Below are 17,072 nucleotides of genomic sequence, written 5' to 3'. Positions count from 1 at the left end.
ATGCAACGATATTTTTTGGAAACTCCATATGAAGCAAAAGAGCGATACAATTTGTCTGGTGAAACTTATCATCACATGGTTAGAGTTATGCGAATGGATATTGGGCAGCAAGTGTATCTAGCTTTTAGTGATCAGACCGTTATTATTGCTGAAATTATCCAGATTGAAGAGGATATGATTTCGTTAAAAGAAGTAGCGAAGGAACTAGGAGAAAAGGAACTACCTATTCAAGTGACGATTGCTTGCGGTTATCCTAAAGGAGACAAATTAGATTGGATTATTCAAAAAGGAACAGAACTTGGCGCTCATGCTTTCATTGGTTTTACAGCAAAAAATTCTGTCGTGAAGTGGGATCATAAAAAAAGACAAAAAAAGAATGAACGCTTAAGTAAAATTGCACTTGAAGCCGCTGAACAATCCCATCGTCAATATTCGCCAGAAGTTACTTTGTTGGATAAGGAACAAGAGTTGTTGGAGTTATTTGATTCTTATGATGCAGTAGCTATTGCCTATGAAGAGTCCGCTAAAAAAGGGGAGCGGAGTCAATTTGCAACGATTATATCAAATTTAAATGATGGTGACCGTCTGTTATTGATTTTTGGACCAGAAGGTGGGTTTACAAATGAAGAGATTCTTTCTTTTCAACGATTGGGCGGAAAGATGTGTGGTTTAGGTCCGCGGATTATGCGAGCAGAGACCGCACCGATGTATGCATTAAGTGCTATTAGTTATCAAAAGGAGTTAATTTAACGGGGGTTGAATATGGAGTTAGAACTGAAAAGAATTTCGGTTGCTTTGTTGGAAGCTTATGCTACAGAAACAGAGTGGGAAGAAGAGGTTCGGTTTTTGAAAACTTTTCCAATTCGAACAATCTTTGTTTTGCCGTATCAAGTAGCTCGGGCGAAGCATTTGTTATCTGATACGAAAATTGAAGTTGGTAGTGTTGTTGATTTCCCTTTAGGGGCAGGAACTTTTGCTAAAAAAGCATTCGAAACGACACAAGTGTATCGTGAGGGTGCAAGAGAAGTATATTTTAGTTTGATTACAGAGCAACTACTGCAGATTAGTAAAGAAAATTATCAAATTTTTGAACAGCTATCTTTTGGGCAACACAAGTTAGGTTTATCAATTGACAGTAGTTATTTATCAGAAGAATTAAAAAGAACAATTTCAAATCGATTTGTAGAATTAGAAGTAAAAACCGTATTTTTAGGACAACGATTGACTGTCGAACAAGCAATGTATGATTTAATTAATTTCAAAGCAGCAAAGAATCAGCCATTATCCATTCAAGTCAGTGTGGAAAATCCAACCTTACTTGAAATAGAAATGCTATTTCAAGCTGGTGCTTCATCAGTTTCATTAAGCAATTATCGAGAGGTTTTACCATTGATTATGAAAAATAGTAATAAAGAACCAACTGATTGAAAAAGCGCAAAAATTAAGTATAATTAGTAAGATGAAAGAAGTCATGATTCCTTTCTGCAAATTAAACTAGCGAAGGCTAAACTTCTCAACCGTATTTATATGAGGTGCAAAGAAAATCATAATTACTTATGCCTTTGGTAGCATGGAATTTTATAAGACTGAGATGAGTTTGAGATTAAAGTGGAAATTGATGATATAAATCTAGTTCAACATTGAACTCAATCAAACAGCTGGCTGCTTGATTTACAATTATTTGGAGTGTAGCCTAACCTACTCTAAAAGTAGTCAGTTTCCTATAGAAAAATAACACACTAGTGGTTCAGGCAAAAGGAACTTTTATTTTGATTAGAATATCAAAAACGCAAATATATGAGGCGTTCGCGCATTTATTTGATTGACAGAAAAAAACACTTTTGTCTTAAATATTTAAGTAAAAAGGAGTGACAAGTATGCCAAAAGAAGAGATTATGACAGGTGAAGGTGTTATAAAAATTGTTGCCAATTACATGGCTCCTGAGCATGTAGCTTTTGTTCAAAAAGCATTAGTTTATGCCGAAAAGGCTCATGAAGGACAGGTTAGACAATCTGGTGAACCTTATTTTATGCATCCAATCCAAGTGGCAGGGATTTTAGCCGAATTACATATGGATCCACATACTGTTGCTACTGGTTTTTTACATGATGTCGTTGAAGATACCGAAGTGACATTAGAAGATTTAAAAAATGAATTTGGGAAAGATGTTGCCATGCTTGTAGATGGTGTGACAAAATTAGGTAAGATTAAATATAAATCTCACGAAGAACAATTAGCTGAAAATCATCGAAAAATGCTTTTAGCAATGGCACAAGATTTAAGAGTTATCATGGTCAAGTTAGCTGACCGCCTACACAATATGAGGACACTTAAGCATTTACGTGACGATAAACAAAGAAGAATCGCTCAGGAAACGTTAGAAATCTATGCACCCTTAGCTCATCGTTTGGGGATTAGCCGGATAAAATGGGAATTGGAGGATACAGCTTTACGCTATATCAATCCGAACCAATATTATCGTATTGTTAATTTAATGCAAAGCAAACGGGAAGAGCGAGAAGATTACGTTTCTGAAGCAGTGGAAGATATTCGTTTAGCTACAGAAGATTTAGATATTTATGCTGAAATTTATGGACGACCAAAACATATTTATTCGATTTATCGTAAAATGAAGGATCAAAAAAAACAGTTTAATGAAATCTATGATTTATTAGCTATTCGGGTTATTGTAGATTCAATTAAGGATTGTTATGCTGTTTTAGGAGCAATTCATACGAAATGGACGCCGATGCCAGGTCGTTTTAAAGACTATATCGCGATGCCAAAAGCAAATATGTATCAATCAATTCATACGACTGTTATTGGTCCTAAAGGAAACCCCGTTGAAGTTCAAATACGAACGCACGAAATGCATCAAATCGCTGAATTTGGGGTAGCAGCTCATTGGGCTTATAAAGAAGGAAAAACCGAGAAAGTCGAAGAATCGAGTGAAACGAAGCAATTAAGTTGGTTCAGTGAAATTCTTGAGTTGCAAGATGAAAGTTATGATGCTTCTGAATTTATGGAAAGTGTTAAAGGCGATATCTTCAGTGATAAAGTTTATGTATTTACACCAAATGGCGATGTGACTGAATTACCAAGTGGTTCGGGTCCATTAGATTTTGCTTATAGTGTCCATACAGATATTGGAAATAAAACAACGGGTGCAAAAGTTAATGGGAAAATGGTTCAATTAGACTATAAACTGAAAAATGGCGATATTATTGAAGTGTTGACTTCTCCTAATTCATTTGGACCTAGTCGAGATTGGCTGAAAATGGTTTCTACCAGTAAAGCTAGAAATAAAATCAAACGTTTTTTCAAAGTTCAAGATCGTGAAGTTAACATTATTAAAGGACGAGATGCTCTGCATAAGTATTTAGCTGAACATGGTTTTTCCGCTAAAGAGTTTACGAGTAAAGTAAAAATGACGGAAGCCCTAGATCGTTTTAATTACAATACAGAAGATGATTTGTATGCAGCGATTGGTTATGGTGAAATCAGCGCTCAAGTCGTGTCAAATCGTTTAACGGAGAAAGAACGAAAAGAGCAAGAGAAAGAACGATTAAAACAAGAAGCCGAAGAACTAATGACACAACCCGTGAAAAAAGAAACGGAGAAACTAAAAGTTCGTCATGAGGGCGGAATTGTGATTCAAGGGGTTGAAAATTTACTTGTACGAATCAGCCGTTGTTGTAATCCAGTTCCAGGAGATGAAATTGTTGGTTATATTACGAAAGGTCGAGGCGTGTCCATTCATCGTGCAGATTGTGCTAACGTTCAGCATCAAGAAGAGTTGCAACAACGATTAATTGAAGTAGAATGGGAAAATACAATTAGTTCTACGAAGGAATACGATGCCGATTTAGAAATATACGGCTACAATCGCAGTGGTTTGCTAAATGATATTCTTCAAGTTATTAGCTCAATGACGAAAAATTTAGTAAGTGTGGAAGCCAAACCAACAAAAAATAAAATGGCGATGATTCATGTAACGCTTAAAATACAAAATTTGGATCATTTAAAAACAATTGTAGATAAAATCAGAAGCGTACCAGATGTGTATAATGTGCGTCGAACAAAGGGATAGGAGTGAAACACAATGAAAGTAGTCATTCAACGAGTGGCGAACGCAGCTGTTTCAATTGAAGGAACGTGTGTAGGGAAAATCAATCACGGCTTTATGATTTTAGTTGGCGTTCATGAATTAGATTCAGCTGAAGATGTCTCTTACTTAGTTCGAAAAATCAGTAAATTGAGAGTCTTTGAAGATGAAGAAGGAAAAATGAATCAAAGTATTCAAGACGTTTCTGGCAGTATTTTAAGTATTTCTCAATTTACGTTGTACGCAGATACTAAAAAAGGAAATCGGCCAAGTTTTATCAAAGCTGCTAAACCTGAAAAAAGTATCCCTTTGTACGATCGTTTCAATGAAGAATTGCGTAAAGAGGGAATCTCAGTTGCAACTGGCGAATTTGGAGCAGATATGCAGGTTTCTTTAGTTAATGATGGACCGGTTACGATTATTATCGATACGCAAGAAAAGTAAGTGACTGAAATTCTAAACATTCAGACCTTAGATTAGTTTTGAAAAATGAACTTTTTTTGGAGCTTTTGCAGTAAATAAAGGAATTGTTCGACAATAAATTTAAATTTACTTGACTTTCAATACAGTTTTTAGTAATTTATAATTAATCATTTAAAATCAATGAAGGAACGAGTAGAGCTTAATTGATTGTTGAGAGAAAGCTATCTAGGCTGAAAATAGCTTCGTCAATAAGTTTGAAAGACATTCTGGAGATGAGTGAAAGCAAAGTCACTCCGTTACGAGCGTTAATCGTTTTAGGAAAGAGTAATCTTTCAAATTTAGGTGGTACCGCGTGTGTCTATTCACTCGCCCTTTGTCTTTGACTAGGGCGAGTTTTTTGTATGTAATTGTAAAAAGTTGATTAAGAAAATGGTTTATTTATGAGATTTATTTGGGAAAAGAAAAGTAGATTTACCGAAGTAGATTCCATTAATTAATAAGGATGCTCCTATGGTTGATCGTAGTTACTTGGATTTCAAAGCAAAACCTTTAGATTTCTAATCATTTTCAAAACTTAGAAATAGGAGATGAAAAAATGAGTTATCAAAAACCCAAAGGAACGAATGACTTATTACCTGGAACTTCAGAAAAGTGGCAATTTATAGAAGAAACAGCCCGACTGATTTTTCATGATTATCAATATCGCGAAATACGCACACCGATTTTCGAACATTACGAAGTAATTTCAAGAAGTGTGGGAGATACTACCGATATCGTTTCAAAAGAAATGTATGATTTTTATGATAAAGGCGATCGACACGTAACCTTACGACCAGAAGGCACTGCTCCAATCGTTCGTTCATTTGTCGAAAATAAATTGTTTGGTCCAGAATTTGCAAAACCATATAAAACTTATTATATGGGCCCAATGTTTCGCTATGAACGACCTCAAGCAGGACGTATGCGACAATTCCACCAAATCGGAGTGGAAGCATTTGGTAGCGAAAATCCAGCGGTAGATGTCGAAAGCATGGCGATGGCCATTGACTTTTTCAAACAATTGGGAATTAATCAGTTCAAATTAGTGATTAATTCTTTAGGAGATAAAGCCACTAGAGCAACTTATCGTCAAGCGTTGATTGATTATTTAGAGCCTAAAAAAACTGAATTAAGTGAAGATTCTAAACGTCGTTTATACGAAAATCCATTGCGAGTTTTAGACAGCAAAGATCGAAAAGACAAAGTGATTGTAGCAGAGGCACCTTCAATTTTGGATTACCTTAGTCAAGAGTCGAAAGAGCATTTTGAAACGGTCAAAATCATGCTGGAAGAATTAGCCATTCCTTACGTTGTGGATAGCAATATGGTTCGTGGACTTGATTACTATACAAATACGATTTTTGAGATTATCAGTGAAGCACCAGCAATGGGCGCACAAGCAACGATTTGTGCAGGTGGTCGTTATGATGGATTAGTAGAAGAATTAGGTGGGCCAGCTACACCAGGTTTTGGTTTTGCGTTAGGTGTTGAACGAGTCTTGCTTACAATGGAAGCAGAAGAAGTTGTGGTTCCTGCTTATAATGATTTAGATGTCTATGTTGTCGGTATCGGCAATGAAACAAATGTAGCTGTTTTAAAAATTGTTCAAGCCGTTCGCGGTTTTGGTTTTTCAGCGGATCGTGACTTTTTAGATCGTAAACCGAAAGCTCAATTTAAAGCAGCGGGTAAACTTAATGCAAAATTAGCATTGACGATTGGTGAAAATGAATTGGTAGAAGGCGTAATAAATGTCAAAGCAATGGCAAGCCGCAATGAAAAAGAATTTAGTTTACAAGATATTTACGAGCGTTTTGACGAAGTATATGATGAAATGACGACCGTATTATTTGATTAAATAGTAAAAATGAAGAGGAGAAAATAAAATGGCAAAACGTACCGTTTATTGCGGAGAAGTATCTGCAGATTTAGTAGGAAAAGAAATTATTTTAAAAGGATGGGTTCAAAAACGCCGTGACTTAGGTGGCGTAATTTTTATCGATTTACGTGATCGTGAAGGAATCGCTCAAGTTGTTTTTAATCCAGAGCAATCAAAAGAAGCATGGGAAATTGCGGATAAATGTCGTAGCGAATATGTGATTGAGATCAAAGGTGAATTGGTTTACCGTGATAAAGAAGCCATCAACCCTAAAATGAAAACAGGTGAATTCGAAGTGATGGCAACGGATATCACTATTTTGAATGTGGCAAAAACACCACCATTTTTAATCGAAGATGAAAATAATGTTGGGGACGAAGTTCGTATGAAGTATCGTTATTTAGATTTACGTCGTCCGCAAATGACAGAAAATATCAAATTACGTCATGAAGTAACAAAAGCAATTCGTCATTATTTAGATGATACAGATTTTATTGATATCGAAACTCCTTATTTAGGTAAATCAACACCAGAAGGAGCACGTGATTATTTAGTTCCTTCCCGTGTTCATGCAGGTCACTTTTATGCGTTACCGCAATCACCACAAATTTTTAAACAATTATTGATGGGTGCAGGTTTTGATCGTTATTATCAAATTGCGCGTTGTTTCCGTGATGAAGATTTACGTGGAGACCGCCAACCAGAATTTACGCAAGTCGATATTGAAACAACTTTCTTAGAACCTGAAGAAATTCAAACAATGACTGAAGAAATGTTAGCGAAAGTGATGCGTGAAACAAAAGGAATCGAAGTAACATTGCCATTCCCACGAATTAGCTATGATGAAGCGATGGCTCGTTATGGAAGTGACAAACCAGATACTCGTTTTGACATGGAATTAATTGATATTGCTGATGTTGTAAAAAATGTTGACTTTAAAGTTTTCCAAATGGCATTAGAAAACGGCGGACAAGTAAAAGCAATCAATGCTAAAGGTGCCGCTGATAAATATTCTAGAAAAGATATGGATAATTTAGCTACTTATGTTAGTCAGTTTGGAGCGAAAGGATTAGCCTGGTTAAAAGTTGAAGAAGATGGCTTAAAAGGACCAATTGCTAAATTTTTAGTTGATATTACAGATGAATTAATCAAAGCAACCAATGCAGAAGTTGGCGATATTTTAATGTTTGCTGCAGATAAACCTTCTGTTGTAGCGGCAACGTTAGGTGCTGTTCGTTCACGTTTAGGGAAAGAGTTAGGCTTGATTGATGAATCAAAATTCAACTTTTTATGGGTCATTGATTGGCCACTATTTGAATATGATGAAGAGGCTCGTCGCTATGTTTCAGCTCACCATCCATTTACCTTACCAAAAGCAGAAGATATTGAACTATTGACGACTGATCCAGCAAAAGTTTATGCAGAAGCATATGATATTGTATTAAATGGTTATGAACTAGGCGGTGGTTCATCTCGTATCCATACACGCGAATTGCAAGAAAAAATGTTCGAAACATTAGGATTTACCAAAGAATCAGCGCAAGAGCAGTTTGGGTTCTTACTTGATGCCTTATCTTATGGCTTCCCACCACATGGCGGAATTGCATTAGGTTTAGATCGTTTGGTAATGTTACTTGCAGATGAAGAAAATATTCGTGAAGTAATCGCATTCCCTAAAAACGGAAAAGCGACGGATCCAATGAATAGCGCACCAAGTACAGTGGCTCCACTTCAATTATTTGAACTTAATATTGAAGTAACAGCAATTGATGAATAAATTTAGCATAAATAGAAGTCAGTATTAGTCTTTTGATTAAACTTAAAAAATCGTACAGTGTAGATGAAAATGCATTGTACGATTTTTTTTAAACTCTATCTATATTTTTAAAATTCATTCTTTTTTTCTTCATAGAAAGCACGTATAATAAAGTGAACGAAATAAAAAAAGTGAGGCTATTTTTATCATGAAAAATAAGTTTGAAAGTTTACCTGTCCATGATTACACGACAAAACTTTCAGTATCAATCGTTTATGCGATTCTAGCATCTGTTGCAATGAACTTTTTCTACCAACCAGGAAATATTTACTCAAGCGGGATTACTGGTTTAGCACAAATTTTAACGACTTTATCGACTCGTGTACTTGGTTTTCACATTCCAGTTTCGATATCGCTTTACGCGTTGAATATTCCGTTGTTTTTTATTGCTTGGAAAAAAATCGGGAAAAAGTTTACTATTTTTACAATGATCACAGTAACGTTGACTTCTGTATTTATGCAGATTGTTCCTCAGACTACACTTTCAGATGATCCAATTATTTGTGCTATTTTTGGTGGCGGCGTTATGGGTTCTGGCATCGGATTTGCCTTGAAAAATGGTCTTTCTTCAGGTGGTTTAGATATTTTTAGTATCACGATCCGTAAAAAAACAGGGCGGTCGATTGGGTCTATTTCGATTTATTTTAATGCATTAATTGTGTTTGTAGCAGGCTATTTATTTGGCTGGCAATACATGTTTTACAGTGCTTTGTCGATTTTTGTCAGTGGTAAAGTAACTGATGCAGTTTATACGAAGCAGAAAAAAATGCAAGTAATGATTGTGACAAAAAATCCTGAAATTGTTGTTGATGAAATTCAAAAGAAAATGCGACGTGGAATTACGATTATCCATGATGCAGAAGGGGCGTATAATCATGATGCCCAAACAGTTTTACTGACAATTGTTACTCGATTTGAATTACCTAGCTTAGAAGCTGCAATGAAAAAATCAGATCCTTCGGCATTTGTTAGTATTTCAGATAATGTAAAAATTCTGGGACGTTTTTATGAAGAGGAATTATAACAATTAAATCAAGTGAAGCAATATCAAGAATTTGCGTAAGTATCTTTTTGAGTTGCTTCTTTTTTATTTGATAGCATAAAGGAGTTAAGTTAAAAGAGTTGGGGGAATAAAAAAGGATGGAAAAAAATTAAAAATTGCGTTAATTGAGGATGAAGCAGATATACAAGAATTACTTGCAAAAGAATTGCAGAAGCAAGGCTATGAAGTGATTACTGAAAATGACGGAATTCTAGCTGAAAAAAGAAAAAGACTTGAACTTAGTTATTTTAGATATTAATTTACCGGGCAAAGATGGTATTTCTATTATGCAAGAACTTCGGAAAACAAGTACGGTTCCGATTTTGATTCTCTCAGCTAAAGACACCGAGTTTGATAAAATAATAGGTTTAGAGCATGGAGCAGATGATTACTTAACAAAACCTTTTTCAGTTTATGAATTATTAGCTAGGGTTAAATCGATTCTTAGAAGAAATACGGATTATTTAGACAAACAAGAAATTAAACCAGCTGAAAGAGAACAACGAGTGTTCGATTTTTTATTGTTACCCGATGAATATGAGATTGAAAAAAATGATACGAAAATACAATTAACGAATAAAGAGTTTCACCTTTTAAAATTATTTGTCGATAATCCTAACAAGTTATTTAACAAGTACCAATTATATCAAGAAATTTGGGATGATGAATTTTTAAATGATGAAAATGTTTTAAATGTCACGATTAGAAGGCTACGAAAAAAAAATCGAAGCAGATCCTTCGAATCTGAAGTACGTAATCACCGTATTGGGAATCGGATATAAGTTAGGGGAAACAGAATGAGTTGGATAGCAATAGTAGTATTGATGGGTACCACCATCGTTTATTTTATAAAATATAAAATATTAGCCAAAGATTTGAAAAGTATTACTGAAGAAGTCAAAAATAGTGAGCAAAAACCTAATGAATCAATCCGTTTTATGTCTAGTGAAAAAAATACCCAAGAATTAATGATTGTGATTGATTCATTTATCGATCGGCATAGATACTGAAATTCTAGCCACTGTTGGATTATTTATTCGCTTAGTATTTACTATTTTTGTTGGTGTGATGTTAGCAAATATTGTGGTAAAGGTATATGAAACTGGTACTATCAGGAATCTATTTTTGTATCCAATTTCTAAGAAAAAAGTCTTGATTAGTAAATTACTTTTGATTACTGTAGTTAGTTTTTTACTAATGTTTATCTCTCAAGTTCTAATTTCAGGATTTGTTAGTTATTTTAACAATGCAAACCAGCTAGTCGAAGGAATAATTGATTCCAATACATTTATTCATTATATGATTTCCTCAGTTTTTCTGATGTTTGCTACAATCTCAATGAGTATGATTGCTTTGTTTGTAGGATTGAGAAAAAAATCTAGTGTTGCCACCATAATCACAGCGGTAATTGTTGGAATCTTAGTTAACGGTCAGTTAGGTTCTAACACAACAGCTCGAATTTCAGCTAATTTAGCAATGATGGTTACTTTAGCCATTGTAGGTTGCATAATCGTTTTTCTTAGCATAAAAAATGTTAATCGAGAAGATCTCTAATTAACTGAGTTGTTTTTTGAAACTCATCATCTGATAAAGTTAAAAAATGAATAGAAGAAGCATTTAGTTTTCTCATGTAGCTAAATGCTTTTTTAGCTTAAGGTCTACATTTTAAGAGAAAAAACTGTTCACTTTTCACTAAGCAAAGAGTAAAATTTAGCCAAATGAAACTTTTTTTTCATTGTTTACAAAATTTGGCTTTTTATTCTTGAAAATAAATAAAAAAACTGTTACACTTGTTTTGTAAGATTGAGTGATGCTTTTAAGACTGTTAAAATGAATTTAACAAGAAAAAAAGAACGTCAATTTTATTTTTTTGATAACGATAGGTCGTTTTCAGTCATACTTGGACGTATTTAGACCAACGGAGGAGCGAATCATGCTAGACGAGTTGAAAATGATTGAAGCTGTCGCTCCAGATATCCTTGACGTGATGCAGGAAAGATTTCATATTTTGCGGAATATCTATTGGATGCAACCGATTGGACGACGAAGCTTATCAGATAGTATGGGCATTACAGAACGAGTATTACGAACAGAAACGGATTTTCTAAAATCGCTTCAGCTCATTGACACAACAAAAAGTGGGATGAGTCTGACAGAGAAGGGTTTAGCAGTTTATCAAGGACTTGAAACAGTGATGAATCAATTACTAGGGATGCACCAAATTGAGAAAGAGATGACTCAATATTTTGGTATCCAACGTTGCGTAGTAGTTGCTGGCAATAGTGACGTTCAAGAAAAAGTTTTGTATGAGTTTGGTGATATACTAACGGATACGTTGAACTTGATTTTACCCAGCGGGAATAATATTATTGCTGTGATGGGTGGAACAACAATGGCGAAAGCCGCAGAACATGTAGGTGTCTTGGAAACTGATAAACGACATAACTTATTTGTTCCAGCTCGTGGCGGAATTGGTGAAGCAGTTGATGTACAAGCTAATTCAGTGAGTGCTTTAATGGCTAGACGAGCAGGTGGCGAGCACAAATCTTTATACGTTCCAGAACAATTGAGCAAAGAGACATATGCATCATTATTACAAGAACCATCCATTCAAGAAGTCTTGACTTTGATTGAGCAGACCAATTGCGTCGTGCATAGTATTGGTCGTGCCTTACATATGGCCGCTCGTAGAAAGATGTCGGATGACGAATTGGTCATGTTGAAACAAAATAATGCCGTGGCTGAATCTTTTGGTTACTTTTTCGATGAAGAAGGAGAAGTTGTTTACAAAATCCCTCGTGTCGGTTTACAGTTGAAAGATTTAAAAAAAGCGCCTAATATCATTGCCATCGCTGGTGGTAAATCAAAAGCGAAAGCCATTCGAGCATATATGAAAAATGCACCACAACAAACGTGGCTCATCACTGATGAAGCTGCCGCAAATGAGATTTTAAAAGGGGTAACCCTTTAAAATAAAAAAATTTTTGATTTTCATAAGGAGGAAATCTTTAATGACAGTTAAAGTAGGTATTAATGGATTTGGACGCATCGGACGCTTAGCATTCCGTCGTATCCAAGATGTAGCAGGAATCGAAGTAGTAGCAATCAATGATTTAACTGATGCTAAAATGTTGGCACACTTGTTAAAATATGACACAACTCAAGGTCGTTTCAACGGAACTGTTGAAGTTCATGATGGATCTTTCAACGTTAACGGAAAAGAAGTTAAAGTTCTAGCTAACCGCAACCCAGAAGAATTACCATGGGGCGAATTAGGTGTTGACATCGTTCTTGAATGTACTGGATTCTTCACTTCAAAAGAAAAAGCTGAATTACACTTAAAAGCTGGTGCTAAACGTGTTGTTATCTCTGCTCCTGGTGGAAATGACGTACCAACAATCGTTTACAACACGAACCATGATATCTTAACAGGTAAAGAAACAGTTATCTCAGGTGCTTCATGTACAACTAACTGTTTAGCTCCTATGGCTAAAGCTTTACAAGATAACTTTGGGGTTGTTGAAGGTCTTATGACTACAATCCACGCTTACACAGGTGACCAAATGACTCTTGATGGACCACACCCTGGTGGAGATTTCCGTCGTGCACGTGCTGCAGCAGAAAACATTGTTCCTAATACAACAGGCGCTGCTAAAGCTATCGGTTTAGTTATTCCAGAATTAAATGGTAAATTAGACGGAGCTGCTCAACGTGTTCCTGTAGCAACTGGTTCATTAACTGAATTAGTAACAGTTCTTGACAAAAATGTAACTGTTGAAGAAGTAAATGAAGTGATGGCTAAAGCTGCAAATGAATCTTATGGCTATAACGAAGACCAAATCGTATCTTCTGATATCGTTGGTATGACTTTTGGTTCATTATTCGATGCTACTCAAACTAAAGTAATGACTGTTGGCGACAAACAATTAGTTAAAACTGTTGCTTGGTATGACAACGAAATGTCTTACACTGCACAATTAGTTCGCACTTTAGAGTATTTCGCTAACTTATAAAAACTACTTATCATTTAGTGGAATTTGAACAGCTATGAAATAATAAGCGGGGAAGCAGCGCGCTTCTCCGCTTTTCTTATGAAATTAAATAAATATTTATAAAAAGATAGGAGTAACTTTTAATGGCTAAAAAGACGATCAAAGACATCGATTTAAAAGATAAAAAAGTTCTTGTACGTGTTGACTTTAATGTCCCTTTAAAAGACGGTGTAATCACAAATGATAACCGTATTGTGGCTGCATTACCAACAATCAAATACGTAATCGACAATGGTGGGAAAGCAATTCTATTTTCTCACTTAGGTCGTGTGAAAACTGAAGAAGATAAAGCTGGAAAATCTTTAAAACCTGTTGCAGAACGCTTAAGCGAATTATTGGGCAAACCTGTGACTTTTGTACCTGAAACTCGTGGTACTGAATTAGAAACAGCTGTTAACAACATGAAAGATGGCGATGTTTTAGTATTTGAAAACACTCGTTTTGAAGATGTTGATGGTAAAAAAGAAAGCAAAAATGATCCTGAATTAGGTAAATACTGGGCTTCTCTAGGTGATGTATTTGTAAATGATGCATTCGGTACAGCTCACCGTGCTCATGCTTCTAATGTAGGAATCGCTTCAACTGGTATTCCAACAGTCGCTGGATTCTTGATGGATAAAGAAATCAAATTTATCGGTGAAGCTGTTGAAAGTCCAAAACGTCCATTTATCGCTATTTTAGGTGGAGCAAAAGTTTCAGATAAAATCGGTGTAATCGAAAACTTAATTGCTAAAGCAGATAAAATTCTTATCGGTGGTGGAATGACTTATACATTCTACAAAGCTAAAGGAATCGAAATCGGTAACTCTTTAGTTGAAGAAGATAAAGTGGCTTTAGCAAAAGAATTAATCGAAAAAGCTGGCGATAAATTAGTATTACCAATTGATTCAGTTTGTGCAAAAGAATTCAGCAATGATGTTGAAACTGTTATTACGGACGGCGAAGCTGTTCCAGAAGGATACATGGGCTTAGATATTGGTCCTAAATCAATTGAATTATTCACTAAAGAATTAGCTGGTGCAAAAACAGTTGTTTGGAATGGACCAATGGGTGTGTTTGAAATGAGTAACTTTGCTAAAGGTACAATCGGTGTTTGTGAAGCAATCGCTAATTTAGCAGATGCAACAACAATCATCGGTGGTGGTGATTCTGCAGCTGCAGCAATCCAATTAGGTTTCGCTGATAAATTCACGCACATCTCAACAGGTGGCGGAGCTAGCTTAGAATTATTAGAAGGTAAAGAATTACCTGGTTTAGCTGCAATCAACGATAAATAGAAAAAGTTGAGCAAGTCAAGCTAGTTTAGCGTTAAGAAGGATAGGCTGGCTTGTAAAACTGACAGGCTTAAACCAATCCATACTATAAAAAGAATAGGATGTGTTTTTTCATGCGTAAACCAATTATCGCTGGTAACTGGAAAATGAACAAAACAGCTTCAGAAGCAAAAGCTTTTGCAGAAGCAGTTAAAACAAAAATCCCTGCAAACGATAAAGTTGATTCAGTTATTGGATCCCCTGCTTTATTCTTACAAGAATTAGTAGAAGCAGCTAAAGGAACTGAATTAAAAATATCAGCTCAAAACTGTTATTGGGAAAATTCAGGTGCTTTCACTGGAGAAACTTCACCAGCTGCACTTGCTGATTTAGGTGTTGACTATGTAATCATTGGTCACTCTGAACGTCGTGAATACTTCCATGAAACAGATAAAGATATCAATAAAAAAGCGAAAGCTATTTTTGCTAATAAGATGACACCAATCTTCTGTTGTGGCGAGTCTTTAGAAACTTATGAAGCGGGTCAAACAGCTGAATGGATCGAAGGTCAAATCACAAATGGTTTAGTTGGTTTATCAAATGAGCAAGTATCATCAATGGTTATTGCTTATGAACCAATCTGGGCAATTGGTACAGGTAAATCTGCTGATGCAACTATTGCAGATGAAATTTGTGGCGTTGTTCGCGCAACGGTTGAAAAATTATACGGTAAAGAAGTTTCTGAAGCAGTTCGTATTCAATACGGTGGTTCTGTAAAACCTGAAAATATTGCTGAATATATGGCAAAAGAAAACGTTGATGGTGCTTTAGTTGGCGGAGCTAGCTTAGAAGCTGACTCATTCTTAGCTTTATTAGATGCAGTAAAATAAATAACTCTTAAAAAGAGTGAGACATTAATTTTTATTATTAGACAAAAAAGTACTAAAAAATTGAATAATCTATGAAATATGCAGAAAATGTTTGCATAGTAAGACATTATTCACTACAATCATATGTAAGGGAACTCGAATCCCCTTAGTATAAAACAAACTCAAAGGAGAGACAAAACATGTCAATTATTACTGATGTATATGCACGCGAAGTCTTAGACTCACGTGGTAACCCAACTATCGAAGTAGAAGTATACACTGAAAGCGGAGCTTTTGGTCGTGGAATGGTTCCATCTGGAGCTTCAACTGGTGAATATGAAGCCGTTGAATTACGTGATGGCGACAAATCTCGTTACTTAGGAAAAGGTGTTACTAAAGCAGTTGACAACGTTAATAACATCATCGCTGAAGCAATCATTGGCTACGATGTACGTGACCAAATGGCTATCGATAAAGCAATGATCGAATTAGATGGAACTCCTAACAAAGGTAAATTAGGTGCAAACGCTATTCTTGGTGTTTCAATCGCTGTAGCTCGTGCTGCTGCTGATTATTTAGAAGTACCTTTATACCACTACTTAGGCGGATTCAATACAAAAGTATTGCCAACTCCAATGATGAACATTATCAATGGTGGTTCACACGCTGATAACAGTATCGATTTCCAAGAATTCATGATTATGCCTGTAGGCGCTCCTACATTCAAAGAAGCTTTACGTTATGGTGCTGAAGTATTCCACGCATTAGCTGGAATCTTAAAAGCTCGCGGTTTAGCTACTTCTGTAGGTGACGAAGGTGGTTTCGCTCCTAACTTAGGTTCAAACGAAGAAGGCTTCGAAGTAATCATCGAAGCAATCGAAAAAGCTGGCTATGTACCTGGTAAAGATATCGTTCTTGCTATGGATGCTGCTTCTTCTGAATTTTACGATAAAGAAAAAGGTGTTTACGTTTTAGCTGATTCAGGCGAAGGCGAAAAAACAACTGAAGAAATGATCGCATTCTACGAAGAATTATGTGCGAAATACCCAATCATCTCAATCGAAGATGGATTAGATGAAAATGACTGGGATGGCTTCAAAAAACTTACTGAAGCTTTAGGCGATAAAGTACAATTAGTTGGTGACGATTTATTCGTTACAAACACAACTAAATTAGCTGAAGGTATTGAAAAAGGAATCGCTAACTCAATCCTTATCAAAGTTAACCAAATCGGTACTTTAACTGAAACATTCGAAGCAATCGAAATGGCTAAAGAAGCTGGCTACACTGCAGTTGTATCTCATCGTTCTGGTGAAACAGAAGATTCAACAATTTCTGATATCGCTGTTGCAACAAACGCTGGCCAAATCAAAACTGGTTCTCTTTCACGTACTGACCGTATTGCAAAATACAACCAATTATTACGTATCGAAGACCAATTAGGCGAAGTTGCTGAATACAAAGGTTTGAAATCTTTCTACAACTTAAAAAATAAATAAGCGATAGTTATAATAAAACATATTATGTTGGATTTAAACTGTTCGTAATAAAAGACTCTCTAGGTTGGCTAGAGGGTCTTTTTTTCTATTTTTTGTT

Annotated in this window: 15 protein-coding genes and 1 other annotated feature; all 15 genes read left to right on the top strand. The window is 35.6% G+C overall.

Annotated features, from left to right (window positions below; all coding sequences use genetic code 11):
• On the top strand, positions 1 to 750 hold the full coding sequence (locus ACYSNW_RS16715) for a 16S rRNA (uracil(1498)-N(3))-methyltransferase (RefSeq protein WP_461746439.1): 750 nt from the start codon (positions 1 to 3) through the stop codon (positions 748 to 750).
• A 12-nt stretch (positions 751 to 762) separates the two neighbouring features.
• Positions 763 to 1,428: a deoxyribose-phosphate aldolase gene (locus ACYSNW_RS16710; RefSeq protein ID WP_461746437.1), complete on the top strand. Its 666-nt coding sequence runs from the start codon at positions 763 to 765 to the stop codon at positions 1,426 to 1,428.
• A gap of 449 nt (positions 1,429 to 1,877) precedes the next feature.
• Positions 1,878 to 4,091, top strand: a complete 2,214-nt coding sequence (locus tag ACYSNW_RS16705; RefSeq protein WP_461746435.1) for a RelA/SpoT family protein — start codon at positions 1,878 to 1,880, stop codon at positions 4,089 to 4,091.
• A 12-nt stretch (positions 4,092 to 4,103) separates the two neighbouring features.
• Complete coding sequence (gene dtd / locus ACYSNW_RS16700; RefSeq protein WP_461746433.1) at positions 4,104 to 4,550, top strand: D-aminoacyl-tRNA deacylase; 447 nt, start codon at positions 4,104 to 4,106, stop codon at positions 4,548 to 4,550.
• A 150-nt stretch (positions 4,551 to 4,700) separates the two neighbouring features.
• Positions 4,701 to 4,906 (top strand) — a binding site (T-box leader).
• Positions 4,907 to 5,124: 218 nt separating this feature from the next.
• Positions 5,125 to 6,423 (top strand): histidine--tRNA ligase, encoded by a 1,299-nt coding sequence (gene hisS / locus ACYSNW_RS16695; RefSeq protein WP_461746431.1) that lies wholly within the window; start codon positions 5,125 to 5,127, stop codon positions 6,421 to 6,423.
• A gap of 28 nt (positions 6,424 to 6,451) precedes the next feature.
• Positions 6,452 to 8,221 carry an aspartate--tRNA ligase gene (gene aspS / locus ACYSNW_RS16690; RefSeq protein ID WP_461746429.1) on the top strand — a complete coding sequence of 590 codons (1,770 nt, stop codon included), beginning with the start codon at positions 6,452 to 6,454 and terminating at the stop codon, positions 8,219 to 8,221.
• Positions 8,222 to 8,408: 187 nt separating this feature from the next.
• Positions 8,409 to 9,284, top strand: a complete 876-nt coding sequence (locus ACYSNW_RS16685; RefSeq protein ID WP_461746427.1) for a YitT family protein — start codon at positions 8,409 to 8,411, stop codon at positions 9,282 to 9,284.
• A 251-nt stretch (positions 9,285 to 9,535) separates the two neighbouring features.
• Positions 9,536 to 10,084, top strand: a complete 549-nt coding sequence (locus tag ACYSNW_RS16680; RefSeq protein ID WP_461746425.1) for a response regulator transcription factor — start codon at positions 9,536 to 9,538, stop codon at positions 10,082 to 10,084.
• 15 nt (positions 10,085 to 10,099) lie between these two features.
• Positions 10,100 to 10,312, top strand: coding sequence for a hypothetical protein (locus tag ACYSNW_RS16675; protein WP_461746423.1), 213 nt, complete (start codon positions 10,100 to 10,102; stop codon positions 10,310 to 10,312).
• Positions 10,281 to 10,856 (top strand): ABC transporter permease, encoded by a 576-nt coding sequence (locus ACYSNW_RS16670; RefSeq protein ID WP_461746421.1) that lies wholly within the window; start codon positions 10,281 to 10,283, stop codon positions 10,854 to 10,856. Before ACYSNW_RS16675 ends, ACYSNW_RS16670 begins: the two co-directional genes overlap by 32 nt.
• A gap of 379 nt (positions 10,857 to 11,235) precedes the next feature.
• Positions 11,236 to 12,273, top strand: a complete 1,038-nt coding sequence (locus ACYSNW_RS16665) for a sugar-binding transcriptional regulator (protein ID WP_461746419.1) — start codon at positions 11,236 to 11,238, stop codon at positions 12,271 to 12,273.
• Positions 12,274 to 12,313: 40 nt separating this feature from the next.
• Positions 12,314 to 13,315, top strand: a complete 1,002-nt coding sequence (gene gap / locus ACYSNW_RS16660; protein WP_010763065.1) for a type I glyceraldehyde-3-phosphate dehydrogenase — start codon at positions 12,314 to 12,316, stop codon at positions 13,313 to 13,315.
• Between the two features lie 122 nt (positions 13,316 to 13,437).
• Positions 13,438 to 14,631 carry a phosphoglycerate kinase gene (locus tag ACYSNW_RS16655; protein WP_461746416.1) on the top strand — a complete coding sequence of 398 codons (1,194 nt, stop codon included), beginning with the start codon at positions 13,438 to 13,440 and terminating at the stop codon, positions 14,629 to 14,631.
• 110 nt (positions 14,632 to 14,741) lie between these two features.
• The gene (gene tpiA / locus ACYSNW_RS16650; protein WP_461746414.1) at positions 14,742 to 15,497 is read left to right on the top strand and encodes a triose-phosphate isomerase; all 756 of its coding nucleotides are present in this window, start codon (positions 14,742 to 14,744) and stop codon (positions 15,495 to 15,497) included.
• A gap of 179 nt (positions 15,498 to 15,676) precedes the next feature.
• Positions 15,677 to 16,975, top strand: a complete 1,299-nt coding sequence (eno, locus tag ACYSNW_RS16645; protein WP_461746412.1) for a phosphopyruvate hydratase — start codon at positions 15,677 to 15,679, stop codon at positions 16,973 to 16,975.
• Positions 16,976 to 17,072: the final 97 nt, after the last annotated feature.

It is taken from the genome of Enterococcus sp. LJL99 (assembly GCF_054871725.1).
Note: the sequence above shows the minus strand (reverse complement) of the source record. Positions and strands in the feature narration are given on the sequence as shown.

Coding starts and splice junctions, on each gene's coding strand:
- ACYSNW_RS16715 (WP_461746439.1), top strand. CDS start 1: ATGCAACGATATTTTTTGGAAACTCCATATGAAGCAAAAGAGCGATAC.
- ACYSNW_RS16710 (WP_461746437.1), top strand. CDS start 763: ATGGAGTTAGAACTGAAAAGAATTTCGGTTGCTTTGTTGGAAGCTTAT.
- ACYSNW_RS16705 (WP_461746435.1), top strand. CDS start 1,878: ATGCCAAAAGAAGAGATTATGACAGGTGAAGGTGTTATAAAAATTGTT.
- dtd (WP_461746433.1), top strand. CDS start 4,104: ATGAAAGTAGTCATTCAACGAGTGGCGAACGCAGCTGTTTCAATTGAA.
- hisS (WP_461746431.1), top strand. CDS start 5,125: ATGAGTTATCAAAAACCCAAAGGAACGAATGACTTATTACCTGGAACT.
- aspS (WP_461746429.1), top strand. CDS start 6,452: ATGGCAAAACGTACCGTTTATTGCGGAGAAGTATCTGCAGATTTAGTA.
- ACYSNW_RS16685 (WP_461746427.1), top strand. CDS start 8,409: ATGAAAAATAAGTTTGAAAGTTTACCTGTCCATGATTACACGACAAAA.
- ACYSNW_RS16675 (WP_461746423.1), top strand. CDS start 10,100: ATGAGTTGGATAGCAATAGTAGTATTGATGGGTACCACCATCGTTTAT.
- ACYSNW_RS16665 (WP_461746419.1), top strand. CDS start 11,236: ATGCTAGACGAGTTGAAAATGATTGAAGCTGTCGCTCCAGATATCCTT.
- gap (WP_010763065.1), top strand. CDS start 12,314: ATGACAGTTAAAGTAGGTATTAATGGATTTGGACGCATCGGACGCTTA.
- ACYSNW_RS16655 (WP_461746416.1), top strand. CDS start 13,438: ATGGCTAAAAAGACGATCAAAGACATCGATTTAAAAGATAAAAAAGTT.
- tpiA (WP_461746414.1), top strand. CDS start 14,742: ATGCGTAAACCAATTATCGCTGGTAACTGGAAAATGAACAAAACAGCT.
- eno (WP_461746412.1), top strand. CDS start 15,677: ATGTCAATTATTACTGATGTATATGCACGCGAAGTCTTAGACTCACGT.